Source organism: Nostoc sp. (assembly GCF_036917935.1).
Taxonomy (GTDB): Bacteria; Cyanobacteriota; Cyanobacteriia; order Cyanobacteriales; family Nostocaceae; genus Nostoc.
Genome location: NZ_JBALEL010000023.1, coordinates 25,237 through 43,526, shown reverse-complemented (window position 1 = coordinate 43,526; position 18,290 = coordinate 25,237). Strand labels below are relative to the sequence as shown.

Sequence of the window (18,290 nt, the reverse complement as noted above, 5' to 3'; positions counted from 1 at the left end):
ATTTTGTCTTGCGGATAAAAAATAATTGTCAACTAGAATTTGAGGACTCAACTGGGTTGGTTAAAGTTGGTGCATCTGATGATGCTCAAGCCTATCCAACACCTTTAATTAGTCCACTCCCGAGATATTTCTCAATTCCGGTGAGAGTGGCTGGTTTGGTTTCTTGGTAATTGATGACTTGGAACTGTGGCCCAAACTGGGGATGATCACGCCAAAAACCCGTAAGTTGCAGAGTTTGACCTGGTTGAATATTAGCAAAGCTGCCGACAATTGTTGTGAGTTCAGTGCAACGGGGGCGGGTCAGCCTTGCAACGGTGTAGCCTGACTCAGCAGAGTAAAAAGTTAAACGTTCTACGACTCCGGTGATTGTTTCGTGTTGAGGAAAGGCACTTACTTGTTGAGGGGAAAGATTAGGGGGAGTGGACATTGCCTGTTAGAAGAGGCCGCACATTATTATAATATTGGAAGTCAGTTAATTATAGTACATAAATACTAACTGAGATGCCCGGTATTAGAAGTTCGAGATAAGAAATCCTCGAAACCCTTGATTCCTGATTGTTCGATCTGAAGCTCTGTTTTCACCTATTCTCAATAAGGCATATTGTTCATATTTGACAATTACCGCTCATACTGCAACATTTTACTCAACTACTTGATATAAGGTCACAGTCAATCCCCCAAATATTAGTGGTATAAGATCAAATTTTTTTATCAGTTTTAGCTAATTCATTTTTCTCAATTTGTGAAGTCATTTTTCATCAATACATCCAACTGAGCCAACAACTTCTCTAGCTTTGCTTTTTTTTTCGGATCATCCCATACCTTGGACTGCTTAAAACGGCGGAGTGTGTCCTCAACACGGTCTTTCAGAGATGTTGACTCTGTTTGAGTACGAGACTCTGATTCCGGCTTCTGCTCAATTTCTGGAATCTTCCGTTTAATTTCGCTCAATGAGAGATTGTAGGCGATCGCGTCTTCTAGTAGTTGAATTCTTGTTTTTTCATTTTTAACCTTAGCGATTGCCCGTGCTTTGGTGTACTCAATTTTTCCTAAACGCAATACTGAAAGCACATCCAGAGGGAGATTGAGTAAAGGCAAGCGATTGCGAACAAATGAATCCCACTTCATGCCTCCTAACGCTGTAAATATTTCCTCCACAAGTAGAGTTTGAGAATTACCCGTAACGTTACGGGTAATTTTTCCTTTAGCTTCGTTCTCCATTTTTTGAAGCAGTTTGACAGTTTCTGACGTACTTATTGACAACCGAAATGCCAATAGTTCAAGAATACCTTCAGTCTCTTCTAGTGGATTGAGGTCTTCGCGTTGCAGGTTTTCAACGAGGCGCACTTGGTACGTAGTCGCATCATTATGCGGACTACTACAGGAACCTCATTTAAAATAGCCATCAATGCCGCTCTGTAGCGTCTTTCCCCGGCTACTAATTCATAATCGCCCTCAGAGATCGGACGCACTAACAGAGGTTCAAGAATACCCAATTCTTTGATTGAGTGTGATAGTTCTTCAAGCTTCTGCTCGTCGAAATAGCGCCTTGGCTGTGAGGAAGGTAGCTTGATTTTGGCAATTGCAATTGTGTTAGTAGCGCTGGCTTGATCATCAGATTGTGACCCAGTTACAGTGCCAAACAGCAGATCGACAGGCTTTTTGATTGCAGCGTAAGGTTCGTTACGTTTGCTATTCACGGTTTTAATTCAAGTTTATCTATGCTATTAGCAATCTTTTTGAGTACATCCACGGCTGGATGGTTTTTATCAAATAATGCTAGTGGAACTCGGCGCTCAGAAGCATCGGCAAAGGCAATAGTTTTTGGGATTGGTGGGTATACAGGAGCAATCTCTGATAGTTGTTCTTGTACAGCTTTAAGTGTACGCGACTCCTGGGCAGTCCGACCATCGAACATTGTAGGAACAAATCCAGCAAATTGCAATCTGGGGTTGGTATGACTGCGGACTTGGGTGATCGTACTGAGTAAAAGTTCAGTTCCCTTAAATGACTTAAATTGACATTGGATAGGAACGAGAATATGAGTAGCAGCAGTCAGGCTGATGATACTAAGTAACCCCAAAGAAGGTGGACAGTCAATGAGAATGAAGTCGTAATTATCTGGCACATTTAAGAGTCCATTTTTTAGGCGATATTCTCTAGCGATCGCACTACTAAGTTGCATTTCACTAGCCGCAAGATTAATGTCAGCAGGGACAAGCGCCATACTATGAATCGGTTCAGGATAGATAGGTAATGGTCTGTTATCAACTATTGTTTGTTGAATACTGATACTCAATTCGTCTGGTTCGAGTCCCATAAATGTAGTGAGAGATGCCTGCGGGTCCATATCCACAAGCAAAACACGACGTTTTTTAAGTGCAAGGTGGTAGCCCAGATTTTGAGTAAGTGTTGTCTTGGCAACCCCACCACTTTGGTTAAATAGTGCAATAATCCGGGTTTGGCTCACTTTAATAAATTGTAGTTATCGCAAAAAGTACTTCTAATACAGGCAGATTGTAGCGCTTGATTAGGGGGAATACAACTCTTAGAGGTTGCAAGATTACTTTCCATTCCATACTGCCTAGAAGTTGCCTGTAGCAAGAGTATACAAGTTATCATTTAAATACCGCGAACGCGGATTGTATTTGGTGGCAGCAGAGAGAGTAGATGAACTAGAAGCAATTGTCTTAGATGCAGATACACGAACAAAAGGCGACTAACTTCTGCCAGTGTTAAAAAAATCCGAATCTGATTCTGATAGCTTATGCACGCTACCAATATTGCACTTTTTATTTCCAGCAACGCCAATGATTTGCACTGCTGACATCTGAGAAATTGCATGGGTAATCTTGCTTGAAAATACAACAGTACAACAAATATTTCTAGCCGATATCTGATGAAAGATATCTAAGATAAACGCTTTTTTGGTACTACCAACAGGGAATAAAAGTGCGAGTTTACAAAAGAGCTAGTAATGGGAGAATATAAAGAACATCCTTCACTGATTAAAGTGAAAGTCCAATACCCCAACTGTGAGCAGAGTGGTATCAGATTAAAAACAGGAGAAGTGATTTCGACAACAGCGATTCCTTCTCCTTGGCAGCAATGATGGCACACTCCCTTTTCAAGAGTGATTAGTAAGAGATATTTACGATTGATAATGCAAAAGTTGAAAATTTTACCCTCAATAATGACTGCACTAACGGCGCTCACACTAACTAGTTGCAGCACTACTATTGCTGAACAGTATGAAGCTACAGCACTCACCAGTTACACTTGGCAAGTTAAGTATGCGAATAACCTAACTAGTCAACCACAGCCACGAATTGAAACTTTTGCGAATACTTCAGTGTTGAATCGGAATGGTTTGAAACCGCCAGGAGCAGTTATTGGCCCAGATGACCGAGGGGTATGGTGGCCTACTTTACCGCCGCGACCAGGTGTTGATGAAGTTGAACAACGCAAAAGACCTCAATAAGAGGTAGGTAAACCTGAATTGGTGAAAGATGTAAAGTACAAACTGACCTATGGAGTGGGTAATACTCAGCAGACACTACCTACTAATTATGATGTTTATCGGCAAGTAGTAAAAGCGTACCCCACACGGCAGGCGTTGGAATTGACTTTGGGCGTGAATGATAATTCAGTTGAGAAAGCTGAACCTGTAAGCAAGTAATAACGCTAAGTTACGTAAGAAACAAGAAGTTATAGATCAAGACTGAATTGCTTTTCAACTACCAGTATTGACCTTATAAGCCCAAATGGCAATCTCAATTCTTGCAATAGCCTGTCCAAACGAGCAATTTATCGTAGGTAGATTGCAAGTCGATCAGAACCTTGGCTCGACATCTTGCAGAGAACTAAATTACTAAATTTGGTAATAAAAAATTGACAGTAAAAGTATAAATCCAATAGTCAACCATCTAAATTAATTTCTACTGTGTTGATAAAAAAGATTTCAAAAATTGTTAGTGGGGGCTATATGGGGGCTATATGTACCCCAAATATAGTCCAGGACTTTCGAGAGAAAATGACCCCTATATAGGGTATATATAGGGGCTATGTGGGGTATATTTGACTGTATTACATTTTGTACCCCACTTAGCCCCCAAGGGGTTATGATAAGCTCTTGAGACTGGAGAAAAAAGCAGGGGGGCGGAGGGGAAAATTTTATAGCAATTTATTTTTATCTGCCTTACTCTCTTGCTCCCCCAGTTCACCTGAACAGATAACTTTCACAAATCAAAGTGTATAGACTTATCCCTCATGTCAAACATTCACACATTGCAAAAAATTTTTCCTGCGGGTTTTGATAACGGTTACGGAAGCTTGAAACTTTTAGTCGAAGGGTTTGAAGTGGTTCGTGTGCCCAGTTATATAACCACTGCGGAAATGGAAGATGTGCCAGGACGGGTAGTTTTTAACGGCGCTGCTTACACAGTTGGAGAATCAGCTTACCGTACAGGAAATTATTTTGACCGCAACACCGACAACAATAAAAATAAAGTCAACAACGCATTATTGACATTATTGGGTGCATTGGCACATCTGCCACACCGTAAGGCTTGGCACTTAAAATTAGTCGTCAGCTTACATGATGTTGGTCTGGCTGATGAACTACAAAAAGTACTAAGTGGAAAATATCAGCCGATACTTGCTGGCAAGCAATCAGACGTGAAGGTAGAAGTGCTAAAAATTGTACTAGAAGGGATGGGTGCATTGTTCGGGCATCCACTACCGAAAAAGCTAACGATTTTAGACTTTGGCAATGGTACGACTCTATATTCTCGTTACAACCAAGGGAAACGAGAAGTTCACACCGCCTACCCGATAGGTGTAGAAGTTCTCATCGATGATATTTCCCAAAAGATGAAACATTTAAATGGCGGAAAAATCGGGGATGCATCCATTATCCGATTTTGCTTGGAAGTGGGGCATACCCGATACAGTCGTGACATCGATATCAAAGATATATACAGCGCGTGTTTGAAAGATTGGTATGAAAAATACTTGAAGAAAGTGGTGAATCTGACACTTGATGCCAAGCACCAGGGGGATGAAATCTGGGCGATAGGTGGAGGCTGCTTGTTATCAGGATTTAGGAAACTGTTAGAGAAGAACGGGTTTAAAATCCTGGACAATCCAGTAGAAGCCAATGTCTTTGGGCTTTTAGAGATGGCAAAAACTATTATGGGCAAAAATCCAACAAGCACATCTGGGAAACTATAGCAATGGCAGATAAACAAGATTTAGCACCGGAAAAAGTTCGCCTCAAAGATAATTACCGAGAGCGGATATTTGCAGAATCGCAACAACTAGGTAAAAGTTACCTGGAGACGCTTTACTTTATAGTTGATTGCTATTTTGTTTTCATCAAGGCTGGATTACCTGTACAACAAATAGCTTCCACCCCGATTAATACTGAGTCGAACAACTTGCGGGGGGACAAAATGGTTTAGAATGCTTATATTGCAAAGAGTGTAGCAATTTGTGGTAAAAGAAAAAGAGCATTCATTCGCAACAAGCTCTATTTAATGATAATATTACCAGAATTCTACGAAACAAACCTCAAGCGAGAATTGGGACGTGCAGAATATTTATTACTAAAAATTCTGATGAATTTATTACAATCAATAAAAACTGTAAGCCTTGAAGCATTGGCTACTGGTTTACCTATACCAATATTATTTGAAAGTAGAAGAAAGAAAATCCAACGATTCTTATCTTTAAATTATATAGATGTTGAAGAAATATGGTTCCCAATTATTAAAAGTTGGCTAAAAATATATTTTCCTTTAAATAAAGTTGTTTATTTAGTAATAGATAGGACAGAAACGTTGAATCCTGATACAAAACTTTACATACACAGTTACACTAACTCTCTTAAGCCTAAAATAGTCAACATGACATCATCTCCTCAAACCAATGAACATAACTGATTTTCTGACACATACAAGATTGTAAATAACGGAATTTATCTAATAGCGTATGTCCCCATTGTTGTGGGATAGATAATATCTGTAAAATTAGATAAGCTATTAAACTAATACCAATTTAATATGAAGCTGCATAGAAAAGGGCTTCTAAAATAAAGTTATAGGAGGAAACAGACATTACCTGCTCAAATGTAAGTTCATTGAACAATTGCTGTATGCGCTCGCGTAAATTTTGTAGAGAAGAAAATAGTTCATTTTTGAGTGGTTTTTTCAATAACTCCCAAAGCCTTTCGATCGGGTTAAGCTCGGGAGAATGAGGTGGTTGAAGCAGAGGAATAATAAATTCTTGCCAGCGAATCGCAGAACTTGTATGAGCGGGAGCTTGGTCAATCTGTAAAATTGCATAGTCGTCGCCTAATTGCTGAGATAACCAGTCTAAAAACTGTTGAAAATATTCACCATTGAGTTTGGGGTATTCATATTGAAAATGTTTTCCACTCATTGGCTCAATTGCACCATAAATCCAAAAATTGTCTCGTTGCCATTTAACCTCAACAGTGGGCTTAATTCCAGCAGCAGTAATTACTTTCCCCGTGAGGGTTTTCAGCCCAACCCTAGTTTCATCCTGACAGAGGTAGCGGACACACTTTCCTTGTGCCAGAAGCTTTCCCTTGACTATTCAGAATGACACCGAGTTTTTTTTTAACTCAGATACCAACTCTTCATCCTGCTTGTAGCTTTGAGGACGCGGTACTTTTAGTTTTGCTCCTAACCGATATCGAACCCATGCATAAACTGTTCCATACTCGATATCAAGTCCATGTTCTTTTTTCAACCACTCACCTATCGCACCATAGCTACTAAACCCTTTTCCTGTTTTTAACTCATCCTGAAGTGCTGTGATCGCTGCGTCATGAATTTTCCGTTTTGCCCCTGGTGCTTTTTTGATTTCTAATAAGCCTGACATCCCATCATTTCTGTACTTCTGCAACCATCTCGTGACTGTTGAAATATCTCTTGCCAAGCGTTTTCCGATTTCTTTCTGTTCCTTAACCTGCCCGCTTTTTATCCACCACAGCATCTGTAGTTTTTCTTTTTAGTTTCCTAAGTTGGCTGTTTGTAAACGTTTTTTAAGTTCTTCTTCGCTCTCTGCGATTTCAATCTTAAAAGGACGGCTCATGGTTATTTTAATTTATCGAGTTTGTTTTCTGTATTATATGCAGCTTCATATTAAATTGGTATAAGGTATTAAACAGCAACAGATGCTTCTTTACGTGGTCGTGTTACTGTTTTTTTAACAATCGGACATCGGTTTTTACGGTGACGCTTTTTTCCTGCTTCCCAACCAGGGGACTTTCCGCGAGGTTTGGGTGGAAGGGCTGGAGTACCAATCACCGCAAAAACTCCACCCATAGCTTGAGCGACTCGTCCAGCCAGGAGTCAAATTATCGAGTGACTTCTGCCAAGGTAAAGGATTATCAGTCACAATATCACGAGCTAACCACAACTCCCAAGTCATAAAAGACATTAAGTCACTCCACCGCTCGAACCGAATTACTCATTTCCACAGGAGAAGGTTAAAATCGGGCACCGCCATCCACTTCTATGACGCTACCAGTAAAGTAATCACATTCAATAATAAAACGCATCGCCTGCCAGATTTCATAAGGTTCAGCTATGCGGCCAATAGGTATTTTGGCAGTCATCTCTGCTAAGGCTTCTGGAGAGACGCGACTGAGGATTGGGGTATTCGTCAATCCAGGTGCTATGCCCGCTACCCTAAATCCGAAGGATGCCAATTCTAAAGCCCATGTCCGTGTGTCTGCATCTAATCCCGCCTTGGAGGCACTATAATTTGACTGTCCGGGATTGCCTGACCTAGTTACAGAAGAGATATTTACTATTAAAGCTGGGGAAATATTTTTCTCAATCGCTACAGCCGCAAATTCCCGCGACATGAAAAAAGCACCGGTCAAATTCACATCAATTACCCGCTTCCATTGTGCCGTCGGCAGTTTACGTAACCACCCCTCTTCGTCGCGTGTAACTAGTAACCCATCACGGAGGATACCCGCATTATTAACTAAGGTATTAGCATCTCCAATCTTTTCAAAAGCGAGAAGAATAAATTCTTTAACAATTGATTCATTTGCTACATCAAGCTGTAACCCGTAGATATTTCCTGGTAAACCAATACCTTCTGCTTCCAAGGCTTTCAGCCCATCCACATCCAAATCACCCCCAACCACTTGGGCCCCAGCACGAGCCAACTCTAGAGTGATGCAACGTCCGATTCCACTGGCAGCCCCGGTCACTATTGCTTTAACATTTTTTAACTGCATATAATTTTACAGAACATGGTATGATCAGCAAATAAAATGTCATTAGACATCTTGCAAAAGCCCAAAAATCAAAAATGGCATTGGGAGCCAGATATAAGTTAACAAAGAAAATCGCAAGATAATTTAACGTTTTGCACCAATCTAGGTTTAACTTCACGCTCTACATAAACATTCCAGCTTTTTGAGTATTTTTCCAAGAAGTCTATAAAAATATAAACAAATAAAATCAAGAAACAAGATACTGCAAAATGTTTTTTGAATCAAATCAGTTTGCATTTATCGCAGATTTAGAAGCCAACTGGCTACTAATCCGAAAAGAATTAGAGCAACTCCAGCCGAAAAATTTTATTGATTGGCCAGAAAAAAATATTTATAACCAAGGATGGGAAGTTTTTGGACTATATGCTTTTAGCAATAAAATTGAGGAAAACTGCCAATTGTGCCCTGATACAACTCGGTTAATTGAGATGATACCAGGGATGACAACGGCGGGGTTTTCTTCTTTAGCTCCAGGAACCTATATCGGGCCACATTTTGGCGCAACTAAAGCTGTTTTGCGCTGTCATTTGGGCTTAGTTGTGCCCGATGAATGTGCGATTCGGGTAGATAGTGAAACTAGAAGTTGGCAAGAAGGTAAGTGTTTAGTTTTTGACGATACATTTGAGCATGAAGCTTGGAATAAATCTGACAAAACTAGAATCGTCTTACTTATCGACTTTAATCGACCAGAGTCAACTTTAACCGAGCTGTTGGAACTCAACCAAACTGTTGATGAAGAGTATTGGTTAAAGATTTTATCCCAAAGTGAAACCTCCGCTAATTATTAATATTAATTCTGTTCTTCGCAAACGAATTTGATTTATGGAAGTTTATGTATTGCCTCTATCTCTCTCTCAAAGGCAACTCTGGTATCAGGAAATAGTTTCTTCTGGTAACATTGCATATAATATTCCGATCGCCTTGGATTTATTGGGTAATCTTGAACGAGTATCGCTGGAAGATTCTTTCCGAGAAATTATCAACCGTCATGAAATTCTCCGAACAACGTTTGCTCTAGAAAATGGGGAACCTGTTCAATTAATTCATCCAGAACAGGAATTTAATCTCGAATATAAAATAATAGAATCACTTTTAGATAAACAAGCAGAAAACCTCAAAATAATCTTAGAAACAGAATCGCGTCGCCCCTTCAACCTCGTCAAAGGGCCATTGATGAGAGCGATTTTGTATCAGATATCAGCACAAGAGTATATTCTCTTGGTGAATCTGCATCATATTATCAGTGATGGCTGGTCTTTAGGGATATTTGTTAAGGAACTGACCGAATTTTATAGTGCTGCTGTTCAAGGTTCACAAGTTTCTTTGCCAACATTACCAATTCAATACGGTGATTATGCTGAATGGCAACAAAATTGGCTGCAAGCAGAGTCAATCCAACAACAATTAGCTTACTGGGAACAAGCACTAAAATCACCTCTACCGGTGCTTGATTTACCTCTAGATAAATTACGTCCAGCATCACAAACTTTTAATGGCGCAGTGTTGCGCGAACCTCTGTCAGCATCTCTTACTGCTTCTGTAGAGGCATTAGCGAAATCAGAAGGTGCTACCTTTTTTATGGTAGCATTGGCAGCTTATCAAATTTTACTATTTCGTTATTCTGGTCAAACCGATATTATAGTCGGTAGTGCGATCGCTAATCGCAAACGTAGTGAAATTGATCACCTCATTGGTTGTTTTGTTAATACTTTATCCCTACGCGGCGATCTTTCTGGACAACCTTCATTTTGCCAATTTCTGCGCCGAATATCCCAAACCTGCGTTGAAGCTTACACTCATCAAGATGTCCCTTTAGAACTCCTGGTAGAGAAGCTGAAAATTAAGCGCGACCCTAGTCGTTCACCCATTTTTCAAACCCTTTTCGCCCTGCAAAATGCACCCATCGGCAAAATTCAGTTACCAGGAATCACTGTTACACCTATCTATATAGATAATGGTGGTGCTAAATTCGACCTCAGTTTGATGTTAGAACCTGCTGCTGAGGGATGGTTAGTAGCACTGGAATATAATAGCGACTTGTTCACACCGGAAACAGCCCAGCGGTTACTAACTCATTATCAACAAATATTAATCGCTGCCGTTAATACCCCTGATATTAGCATTAACGCTTTACCTCTGTTAACAACCAGCGAACGACAGGAACTTTTAGCATTAGGTTATACATCAGAATATACAAAATTCGAGCCAACAAATTTAGTTGAACTTTTTATTAAAAGCGCCCACACTCATGGCGATAGAATTGCTCTGATTGCATCAGACAAAAAATTAACTTATCAAGAATTAGACCAACGCTCCAACCAACTAGCTGCTGTTTTACAACAAAAAGGAGTAACTACCGAAACACGAGTAGGCATTTTTCTAGAACGGAGTGCAGAGTTAGTAATTTCCTTACTTGCAGTCCTCAAAGCAGGTGGTACTTATGTACCGCTAGACCCTCAATATCCGAGCGATCGCCTACGTTTTATTGCGGAAGATAGTGGTATTATTTTGTTGTTAACAGCAGAAGCTTTGGTATCTGCAATTCCGGTGGTGGGAACCGAATTATTGGTGATTGACAAGATAGAATTCTCACCAAATTTAAACTTTGCTTCCCAAATTTTCCCTAATCAAGCAGCCTACATTATTTATACCAGCGGTTCCACAGGAGAGCCAAAAGGTTGTGTAGTAACTCACAACAACGTTGTCAGACTCATGCAAAATACAGCAGCGTGGTTTGACTTTAATGAAAATGACGTATGGACACTGTTTCACTCCTTCGCTTTTGACTTTTCCGTTTGGGAAATTTGGGGAGCCTTGGTATATGGTGGCAAACTAGTTGTAGTTCCTTATTTAGAAAGTCGTTCTCCCGAAGCCTTTCGCAACCTTTTACAACAAGAAGGCGTTACCATCCTCAATCAAACTCCTTCCGCCTTTCGCCAACTTATTCGATCTGATAGAGAATTTGCAGATAAACTCGCCTTACGAGCAATTATTTTCGGTGGGGAAGCATTAGAATTACAAAGCCTCAAGCCGTGGATAGAACGCTATGGCGTTCGCGGAGCGTCTCTGCAGGAGAATCGCAATCCGCGTTTAATCAATATGTATGGGATTACAGAAACCACCGTTCACGTTACTTATCGTCCCATTCTAGAAGAGGATATTTTACAAAATCGCGGTAGCGTCATTGGTGTAGCCATCCCAGACTTATCTCTATATATACTAGATGATGCCCTAGAACCCTCACCGTTTGGTGTCTCAGGAGAAATTTATGTAGGTGGTATGGGTGTCTCTAGAGGATATCTCAACCGCACAACATTGACAGCAGAAAGGTTTATTCCCGATCCATACAGCCAACAACTGGGAGCTAGACTCTATCGTACAGGGGATTTGGGCCGACGTTTGCCCAATGGCGATATTGAATATTTGGGACGCTGCGATTTGCAAGTGAAGGTACGCGGTTTTCGCATTGAATTAGGGGAAGTTGAAGCCGCTTTAGCCGCACTCCCACAAGTAACAGAAGCGGTAGTTATTGTCTACTCAGAAGCTGAAAAAGATCAGCGTTTGGTGGCCTATATTGTACCGAATGACCAAACGGATCAAAATCAGTTGCGGACAGCCCTAAAAGAGCGTTTACCCGATTATATGATTCCGGCGGCCTTTATGTTATTGGATGCTATGCCCTTGACCGCCCAAGGGAAGATTAACCGCAAAGCATTACCTGCACCAAATTGCAATCAAGCTACTGCTAGACGCAGTTTAATACCACCACAAACTGATGCTCAAAAGGTAATTTGTCACGTTTGGGAGCAAGTTTTAGGTTTAGATTCTATAGGGATTGAGGATAATTTTTTCGATTTAGGTGGTGATTCCATCTTGGCGTTGCGAGTCGTCACCGAAATGCGTCGCCAAGGGTGGATATTAACGCCAAAAGAAATATTTCAAGAACAAACAGTCCAACAGTTGGCTATTGTAGCGCAAATGATGCGAACGCCAGCACTACTAACGGCGATCGTTGCAGGTGAAGTTCCCCTCAGTCCCATCCAAAAATGGTTTTTTAACTTCAATCTTCCCAATCCTCACCATTGGAATCAAGCCATACTTTTGGAAGTCCATCAATCCCTAGAAGCGCCAACAGTTGCAGCCGCGATTCAAGTTATTTCCTCACATCACGATAGTTTGCGATTACGGTTTCAAGAAGACAAAGGAGTTTGGCGACAATTTCATACAGAAAACGAAGCCGCCTTTTCTTGGGAAATAGTTGATTTAGCTCTCGAAACAGAGTCTGAACAAAATATTACCATGCGGGAAGTTGGGGAACGAGTACAGCGATCGCTTGATTTGACTAACGGCCCCCTGGCTCGTGCTGTTTGGTTTAATCTGGGACAAAATCGCCTATCTCGACTCTTAATCGTTATTCATCACTTGATTGTTGATGGCGTTTCTTGGCGGATTTTACTTCAGGATTTAGTAGAAGCAATTAGTGGTAGCCAAATTTCATCACCTCCAACATCTTTCCAACAGTGGAGTCAATTTCTCCACACCTTTGCCAACTCAACAGATATCCAAGCAGAAACACAGTTCTGGCTAGATACTATCAAAGGAGAAACTGCAAAATTACCGCTAGATTTCGCCAACTCTTTAACAGACAACTTAGAGTCATCTGTTAAAACAGTTTCCTTGAAATTAACCAAAGAACAAACTCAGATATTTCTTACTAAAGCCAATAAAGCTTACCGCACCCAACCCCAAGAATTATTAATTGCCGCTTTAGGTAAAACTTTGAAGAATATTACCCAAGGGCAAACATTGCAAATTCTCATGGAAGGGCATGGTAGAGAAGAATTATCCTCAGATTTAGATATTACTCGCACCCTTGGCTGGTTTACTACTCTTTATCCTCTGCGTTTAAAATTGCCAGCCATTAATCTAGAGACAGATATAATTAAAACCGTCAAAGAACAACTGCGTTCCATTCCCCAGCGAGGGTTTGGTTATGGTCTTTTAAAATATCTCAATAACGAAATTGCTAATAGTTTTACTGAAACTTTCCCAGCACCCATTAGCTTTAATTATCTTGGTCAAGTACGAAGCGAAAGTGGCAAAAATACGTTATTCCGCTTACTGAATGAAGACACGGAAGTAACACGAAATCCAGAAGGTTTGCGCCCCCACATCATTGATATTAACAGTATTGTCGTTGAAGGAGAATTGCGCGTTGATTGGTTGTATAGTTCCAGCTTGCATAACCAAGAAACAATTGTTAAATGGGCTGGTGAGTTTCAACAAAATCTGCTAGGTATTCTCAACCATTGTAGAGAAATAGGTATAGGTGGATATACACCATCAGATTTTCCTTTAATTAGGATTCCCCAATATTATATAGACATTCTGCAAAAGAAATATTCCAAATTAGAAGATATTTATCCCCTATCTCCTTTGCAGGAAGGGATGCTATTTCACACTATATATAACCCAGAAGATGGAATTTACTTTGAACAAGTAACAGGCAAAATCATTGGTAAATTCGATATTGAAAATTTTAATTTTGCTTGGCAAGCCGTCGTAGATAGACATCCAATTTTACGTAGCGCCTTTGTTTGGGACAATCAAGATTCGCCACTACAAATTGTTAGTAAATTTATCCAATTCTCCATTTTACAACAAGACTGGCGCGATTTATCACCTGCACAGCAAGAAGATAAACTTCAGCAATATCTGATAGAAGATCGTCAAAATGGATTTTTATTGGATAGATGCCCATTGATGCGGTTTAGCGTCATTCAGTTAGATAATTTTACCTGGCAATGGGTTTGGAGTCATCACCATATCATCCTTGATGGCTGGTCATTACCATTAATATTTAAAGAAGTTCTCGCTATTTATCAATCAACCTGTCAACGAGTTCCCCATTCCCTACCTCCCGTTCCACCTTATCGCAATTATATTCAGTGGCTAGCAACTCGAAATCGTGAAGAAGCCAAGCAATTTTGGCAGAAAACGCTGGATGGTATCACCACATCAACTAGCCTATCTTGGCAACTACCAGAAGAGGAATTAGTAACTAATTTAACTGCCTATGCGGAAGTAGAATTACGCCTAAGTCAAGCAGAATTTGGCAAATTACAAAAGATGGCAAAAAACCATCGATTAACATTGAATACTCTAGCTCAAGGTGCTTGGGGACTTTGTTTACAAAAACATGGTGCGGGAGAAGATGTACTATTCGGTGTAACCGTTTCTGGACGACCGCCGGAACTTGCAGAAATTGAAAATATGGTGGGGTTATTTATCAACACCTTACCAATGCGAGTTCGCCTCAATCCAACAGTAACCGTCGCCGCTTGGTTAGAAAACATTCAACAGCATCATGTGCAGATGCGAGAATACGAATATAGCAAACTGACGGTTATCCAAAAAGGAATTGCGCTGGCGGCGGGAGAATCATTATTTGAAAGTATTTTAGTCTTTGAAAATTACCCCGTTGACCAAAGTTTAAAAGAACAGGGACAGAATTTCCGAGTTGATGATATCCAGTTTTATGAACGAACTAATTACCCCTTGACAGTCGGTGTAATTCCAGATGATGGATTGCTGTTAAAGCTGAATTACCAAACAAAATTCCTGTCTGTAACAGCCGCAAAAATTCTGCTGTCACGCCTGCGAAATATTATGATTAATCTGGCTGAAAACCCGGATTTTGTGTTAGGAAAAATCCAGGCTTTATCAGCACAAGAGTGGATGATAAATCAAGAGAATGCTAATGCTATTGCTTGGGGAGATTTCCGCACGGCTCATCAGTTGTTTGAAGACTCGGCAGATTTACATCCTAATGCTGTGGCGTTAGTTTGTGGCGATGATGCAATTACCTATGGTGAATTAGAAAAACGTGCCAATCAATTAGCTGCTACCTTAATCTCAACCGGCATTGGCTATGAATCAATTGTCGGTTTATATTTTCACCCTCACCTAGACTTTATTATTGCCCTGCTGGCCGTGTTGAAAGCGGGGGCGGCTTTTCTCCCCCTGGATCGCAGTTATCCCAAAACGCGGCTGCAATTCATTGTAGAAGATAGCCAAACTCGTCTGATTCTCACAAAAGAAGCCCCACCACCAGGATTATTTCCAGGTGATATTAAAGTGATAATTATTGGAGATGAGGGGAAATTATCAATACTTCATGCTACTAATCGTCCTAATTTAAAAGTTAGGCCAGAGAATCTCGCCTACATTATTTACACCTCTGGTTCCACAGCTAAACCGAAAGGCGTTTTAGTGTCTCATACAGGTATTCAAAATCTGGTATGCAATCAAACTGCGAGTTTCGGTGTCACAGCCGAGAGTCGCGTTTATCAATTTGCTTCTCTGAATTTTGATGCTGCAATTTCTGAGATTTTTATGGCTTTGGGTAGCGGCGCAACTCTATATCTGCAAGAAAAGGCAAATCGTTCTCCTAGTTCTGTTCTTTGGGAAGCGTTAACCAATTGGCAAATTACTCATGTCACCCTTCCCCCATCGCTGCTAGCCGCCATTGAAACTGCAAATTTACCACAATTGCAAACCTTGATTGTGGCTGGGGAAGCGGCTTCTGGAGATTTATTCCGGCGCTGGGGTGGAGAGAAACGCGCCTGTTTTAACGCCTACGGCCCCACAGAAGCGACAGTCTGCGCCAGCTTGATGAATTGTTCCCATTTACTCGGTGAACCCAGCATTGGGAAAGCGATCGCTAATGTCGAAATTTACCTCCTGGACTCCTTTTTAGAACCAGTGGCTTTGGGTGTAACTGGAGAAATCTATATTGGGGGAATCAGTTTAGCACGAGGTTACTTACATCGCCCCAGCTTAACAGCAGAGGCATTTATACCCCATCCCTTAGCCAAAACACCGGGAGCTAGACTTTACAAAACAGGCGATCGCGGCGTTTACGACTTGCAAGGAAACATCCGCTTTATGGGTCGGCAAGATGCTCAGGTAAAATTTAACGGTTATCGGATTGAATTAGGGGAAATTGAAGCTGCTTTAACCAGATACGCCACGGTAGACAGTGTAGTGGTAATCCTGCGCCAAGACCTTCCAGGACGCAAGCGGATAGTAGCTTATGCTCTCACACCCAAGGAAAACCCACCGACTAGCAACGAATTACGGGATTATTTAGCAGAGGTTTTACCAGCTTATATGATTCCCAGTGCTGTGGTGTTAGTCACACAATGGCCCCTCACCCCCAACGGCAAAATTGATCGTCAAGCCCTTCCCGCACCGGAAATACCAACAACCCAAACCATACCCAAAACTGAAACAGAGGAGATATTAGCCCAAATCTGGACAGAAGTGTTGGGGTTAGAAACCGTCAATCCCGATGATAATTTCTTCGGGTTGGGGGGAGACTCGATCATTAGCTTGCAAATCGTTTCTCGCACCCGTGCTGCTGGCTGGGAGATTAGCCCCAAAGACATATTTGAAGCTCAAACCCTGTCCCGACTAGCGGCGAGAGCCAAACCATTAGCGCTAGGTGAGTCGCGCCGCCCTGATGAACCATTAACTGGTACTGTTCCCCTGTCACCCATCCAGCATTGGTTTTTTGCTAAAAATTGGACTCATCCGCATCATTGGAACCAAGCGATCGCTTTGAATATTAAAGAACCATTGAAAATCGATGCATTAGCGATCGCATTAAATGCTTTGGTTGCTCACCATGATGTTTTGCGATTAAAATTCTCTGAACATCAAGGACAATGGGATCAATCTTACTCTGATCTGGGCGAAAGTCCCCAGTTGCGGCTCGAAGACTTTAGCAACTATCCGCCCCAAATACAGCAAAATACTTTAACTGCGATCGTGGAAGCAGAACACGGGAGTTTCCAATTAGACCGCCCGCCGTTGTTACGAGTGCTATATGCCATAAATATCACCGAATATGGAAACGTTCTGTTTCTCTTCGGACATCATTTAATTGTAGACGGCGTATCCTGGCGGATTCTGCTGGAAGATTTAAACCAAGCCTACCAACAAGCTATAGATAACCAGCCTATTTCCTTACTTCCGAAAACATCCTCTTATCGAGAGTGGACTACATCTTTGCAAATTCTGGCTGACTCAAATGAATTCATTAAAGACATTCCATTTTGGCAAAATATTCTCTCTACTCCTGTTACCCGATTACCTGTTGATTATCCAGTCATCCCTGGAAGCAACACAGTAGATAGTACAGCCATAATATCTTGCCAATTGTCCCCAAAAGAAACAAATACTCTTCTCAAACAAGCAACCACCACCTATCATGCTGGCGTGCAAGAAATCATGCTAGCTGCATTACTAAAAACCCTAACCGACACTTACAAATCGGATAGTTGGCTGATCGATTTAGAAGGACATGGACGAGAAGAACTAGCTAGTGAATTGGATCTTTCGAGAACAGTTGGCTGGTTTACATCTCTCTATCCAATTATTCTGAAACAACCGATCACAAATGCAGATCAGGATGTGTTGCTTAAAGAAATTAAAACCCAATTACGAGGAATTCCCCATCATGGTATCAGCTTCGGGTTGCTGCGTTACATCAGCCAAAATCAAGCTTTACAGGAAATGCTAGACACTGTACAACCAACTGCCATTAGTTTCAATTATTTAGGGCCAACTGACAACGTATCAAAAAGCAATAGCCTATTCAATATCAGCAATGCTCCCACAGGAACAGGATTATTTGCTGAACAAGAACGTCCCCACCTATTAGCAATTAATGCTCGTATCCAAAATGAATGCTTGCAAGTAGACTGGTCTTACAGCCAGCAGATTCATCATCGACAGACTATCGATAACCTTGCAGAAACTTATCTGAACAATCTCCGCTTATACCTAACAGATTCAATATCTACGAATTCCTCATTTTATAGTGCTACCGACTTTCACTTAGTTGATTTATCGGAAAATGAACTAGATTCAATTTTAGAAGATTTAGAATAACCGCTCCGCATCT

The 18,290-nt window shown here is 41.0% G+C and carries 12 protein-coding genes and 4 pseudogenes; 7 read left to right on the top strand and 9 right to left on the bottom strand.

Features of this window, described 5'->3' with window-relative positions; translation table 11 throughout:
• Positions 1–94: 94 nt before the first annotated feature.
• The 4 genes and pseudogenes from V7K62_RS10425 to V7K62_RS10410 form a co-directional block, all read right to left on the bottom strand.
• A pseudogene (locus tag V7K62_RS10425) lies at positions 95–427 on the bottom strand (YrrC family ATP-dependent DNA helicase); the annotation flags it as partial.
• A 308-nt stretch (positions 428–735) separates the two neighbouring features.
• Entirely contained in the window at positions 736–1,347 is a 612-nt protein-coding gene (locus V7K62_RS10420) for a hypothetical protein (RefSeq protein ID WP_334863859.1), read from the bottom strand.
• Entirely contained in the window at positions 1,302–1,700 is a 399-nt protein-coding gene (locus V7K62_RS10415) for a ParB N-terminal domain-containing protein (RefSeq protein ID WP_334863858.1), read from the bottom strand. Before V7K62_RS10415 ends, V7K62_RS10420 begins: the two co-directional genes overlap by 46 nt.
• The gene (locus tag V7K62_RS10410) at positions 1,697–2,470 is read right to left on the bottom strand and encodes a ParA family protein (RefSeq protein ID WP_334863857.1); all 774 of its coding nucleotides are present in this window, start codon (positions 2,468–2,470) and stop codon (positions 1,697–1,699) included. Before V7K62_RS10410 ends, V7K62_RS10415 begins: the two co-directional genes overlap by 4 nt.
• Positions 2,471–2,977: 507 nt before the next feature.
• Between V7K62_RS10410 and V7K62_RS10405 the strand changes: the two genes are divergently transcribed.
• The 5 genes and pseudogenes from V7K62_RS10405 to V7K62_RS10385 form a co-directional block, all read left to right on the top strand.
• Complete coding sequence (locus tag V7K62_RS10405; protein WP_334863856.1) at positions 2,978–3,112, top strand: hypothetical protein; 135 nt, start codon at positions 2,978–2,980, stop codon at positions 3,110–3,112.
• 81 nt (positions 3,113–3,193) lie between these two features.
• Positions 3,194–3,679, top strand: a pseudogene (locus V7K62_RS10400) (hypothetical protein).
• Between the two features lie 590 nt (positions 3,680–4,269).
• Complete coding sequence (locus tag V7K62_RS10395; RefSeq protein WP_334863855.1) at positions 4,270–5,232, top strand: ParM/StbA family protein; 963 nt, start codon at positions 4,270–4,272, stop codon at positions 5,230–5,232.
• 2 nt (positions 5,233–5,234) lie between these two features.
• Entirely contained in the window at positions 5,235–5,462 is a 228-nt protein-coding gene (locus V7K62_RS10390) for a hypothetical protein (protein WP_334863862.1), read from the top strand.
• An 81-nt stretch (positions 5,463–5,543) separates the two neighbouring features.
• Positions 5,544–5,834: pseudogene (locus tag V7K62_RS10385) on the top strand (IS4 family transposase); the annotation flags it as partial.
• 67 nt (positions 5,835–5,901) lie between these two features.
• Here V7K62_RS10385 and V7K62_RS10380 read toward each other — a convergent pair.
• From V7K62_RS10380 to V7K62_RS10360, 5 genes and pseudogenes are all read right to left on the bottom strand, one after another.
• A pseudogene (locus V7K62_RS10380) lies at positions 5,902–6,057 on the bottom strand (IS4 family transposase); the annotation flags it as partial.
• The gene (locus tag V7K62_RS10375) at positions 6,058–6,600 is read right to left on the bottom strand and encodes an IS630 family transposase (protein ID WP_334863860.1); all 543 of its coding nucleotides are present in this window, start codon (positions 6,598–6,600) and stop codon (positions 6,058–6,060) included.
• Between the two features lie 18 nt (positions 6,601–6,618).
• On the bottom strand, positions 6,619–7,020 hold the full coding sequence (locus tag V7K62_RS10370; RefSeq protein WP_334863854.1) for a helix-turn-helix domain-containing protein: 402 nt from the start codon (positions 7,018–7,020) through the stop codon (positions 6,619–6,621).
• A 234-nt stretch (positions 7,021–7,254) separates the two neighbouring features.
• Positions 7,255–7,467 carry a hypothetical protein gene (locus V7K62_RS10365; protein WP_334863853.1) on the bottom strand — a complete coding sequence of 71 codons (213 nt, stop codon included), beginning with the start codon at positions 7,465–7,467 and terminating at the stop codon, positions 7,255–7,257.
• 49 nt (positions 7,468–7,516) lie between these two features.
• Positions 7,517–8,281 carry an SDR family oxidoreductase gene (locus V7K62_RS10360; RefSeq protein ID WP_196510156.1) on the bottom strand — a complete coding sequence of 255 codons (765 nt, stop codon included), beginning with the start codon at positions 8,279–8,281 and terminating at the stop codon, positions 7,517–7,519.
• Positions 8,282–8,529: 248 nt separating this feature from the next.
• Here V7K62_RS10360 and V7K62_RS10355 point away from each other — a divergent pair, with 248 nt between their 5' ends.
• Positions 8,530–9,108, top strand: coding sequence for an aspartyl/asparaginyl beta-hydroxylase domain-containing protein (locus tag V7K62_RS10355; RefSeq protein WP_334863851.1), 579 nt, complete (start codon positions 8,530–8,532; stop codon positions 9,106–9,108).
• A gap of 34 nt (positions 9,109–9,142) precedes the next feature.
• Positions 9,143–18,277: an amino acid adenylation domain-containing protein gene (locus V7K62_RS10350; RefSeq protein ID WP_334863850.1), complete on the top strand. Its 9,135-nt coding sequence runs from the start codon at positions 9,143–9,145 to the stop codon at positions 18,275–18,277.
• The last annotated feature ends 13 nt before the right edge of the window (positions 18,278–18,290 follow it).

Excerpts from the sequence above, each read along its gene's own strand:
- V7K62_RS10405 (WP_334863856.1), top strand. The coding sequence starts at position 2,978 with ATGGGAGAATATAAAGAACATCCTTCACTGATTAAAGTGAAAGTCCAA.
- V7K62_RS10395 (WP_334863855.1), top strand. The coding sequence starts at position 4,270 with ATGTCAAACATTCACACATTGCAAAAAATTTTTCCTGCGGGTTTTGAT.
- V7K62_RS10390 (WP_334863862.1), top strand. The coding sequence starts at position 5,235 with ATGGCAGATAAACAAGATTTAGCACCGGAAAAAGTTCGCCTCAAAGAT.
- V7K62_RS10370 (WP_334863854.1), bottom strand. The coding sequence starts at position 7,020 with ATGCTGTGGTGGATAAAAAGCGGGCAGGTTAAGGAACAGAAAGAAATC.
- V7K62_RS10365 (WP_334863853.1), bottom strand. The coding sequence starts at position 7,467 with ATGTCTTTTATGACTTGGGAGTTGTGGTTAGCTCGTGATATTGTGACT.
- V7K62_RS10360 (WP_196510156.1), bottom strand. The coding sequence starts at position 8,281 with ATGCAGTTAAAAAATGTTAAAGCAATAGTGACCGGGGCTGCCAGTGGA.
- V7K62_RS10355 (WP_334863851.1), top strand. The coding sequence starts at position 8,530 with ATGTTTTTTGAATCAAATCAGTTTGCATTTATCGCAGATTTAGAAGCC.
- V7K62_RS10350 (WP_334863850.1), top strand. The coding sequence starts at position 9,143 with ATGGAAGTTTATGTATTGCCTCTATCTCTCTCTCAAAGGCAACTCTGG.